The sequence below is a fragment of the Fulvivirga aurantia genome (assembly GCF_009711475.1).
GTDB lineage: Bacteria > Bacteroidota > Bacteroidia > Cytophagales > Cyclobacteriaceae > Fulvivirga > Fulvivirga aurantia.
Genome location: NZ_SMMD01000254.1, coordinates 1 through 1336, shown reverse-complemented (window position 1 = coordinate 1336; position 1336 = coordinate 1). Strand labels below are relative to the sequence as shown.

Annotated in this window: 2 protein-coding genes; both read left to right on the top strand. The window is 40.8% G+C overall.

What is annotated here, in order from left to right; genetic code table 11:
- Positions 1-253, top strand: a 253-nt coding sequence (locus tag E1176_RS00910; RefSeq protein WP_155208711.1) for a DNA-directed RNA polymerase subunit omega, incomplete at its 5' end; no start/stop codon positions are given.
- A gap of 10 nt (positions 254-263) precedes the next feature.
- Positions 264-1336: bifunctional phosphopantothenoylcysteine decarboxylase/phosphopantothenate--cysteine ligase CoaBC (gene coaBC, locus E1176_RS00905; protein WP_155208710.1), on the top strand; the 1073-nt coding region annotated here is incomplete at its 3' end.

Here is a 1336-nt window from a genome sequence, read left to right as displayed (position 1 = left end):
TGTAGCAATCATTGGTAAGAGATCAAGACAAATTGCTGTAAACGTAAAAGAAGAGCTTAATGCTAAGCTTGCTGAGTTTGCTTCTACTGTTGATAATCTTGAAGAGATTTTCGAAAACAGAGAGCAAATCGAAATCTCTAAATTTTACGAGCGTCTTCCTAAGTCTACTAACATCGCCATCGAAGAATTCGAAGAAGGCAAAGTAATGTATCGTCACAATACTGAAGAAGAAGACAATAAATTAGAACTTTAGTAGTCGTACCATGCTCCAGGATAAGAAAATTTTACTGGGAGTATGTGGAAGCATCGCTGCGTATAAGTCAGCGGCTTTGGTGCGATTATTAACAAAATCAGGAGCAGAGGTAAAAGTTGTTATGACTGCCTCTGCTTCTGACTTTATTACCCCCCTTACTTTAGCTACACTTTCTAAAAACCCTGTACTGTCGAAGTTTACTAAAAACGACCAGGGCGAATGGAATAACCATGTAGAACTTGGGCTTTGGGCAGACCTTATGCTGATAGCTCCGGCTAGTGCCAATACTATAGGTAAAATGGCCAATGGCCTTTGCGATAATTTATTACTGGCTACTTATTTATCGGCTAAATGTCCTGTATATGTTGCTCCTGCCATGGATCTCGACATGTACGCACACCCATCAACTACCAATAATCTAGAGCAACTTAGGAGCTATGGTAATATTATTATCGATGCAGAAGAAGGTGAGCTCGCCAGCGGACTGGTAGGTCAGGGCCGAATGGCCGAACCGGAAAATATAATAGCATTTTTAAATAAAGAGCTAGATTCTGATTCACCTTTTAAAAATAAAAAGGTGCTAATTACTGCCGGACCTACACAGGAAGCTATTGATCCGGTTAGATTTATCGGCAATCACTCAAGTGGTAAGATGGGCTACGCCATAGCACATCAACTTGCCAAGCTAGGTGCCAAGGTTGATCTTGTAAGCGGACCTACCCATCTGGACATTTCTCATGCCAATATTACCTTACATAAGATAAGCGCTGCTGAAGAAATGTATGAATCCTGCATGAAACTGTTTCCTACTGCTGACATAAGTATTTTAGCAGCAGCTGTAGCAGATTACAAACCAGCCACCGTAGCCGATCAGAAGATCAAGAAAAAAAGTGATGATTTAAGTATTGCACTTACTAAAACAAGAGATATTGCAGCTGCTCTTGGCCAGCAGAAGAAAAACGGCCAGGTAATGGTTGGCTTTGCATTGGAAACTGAAAATGAAGTCGATAATGCGCAGAAAAAGATACAATCAAAAAATCTCGACCTTATTGTACTCAACTCGCTCAACGATAAAGGCGCTGG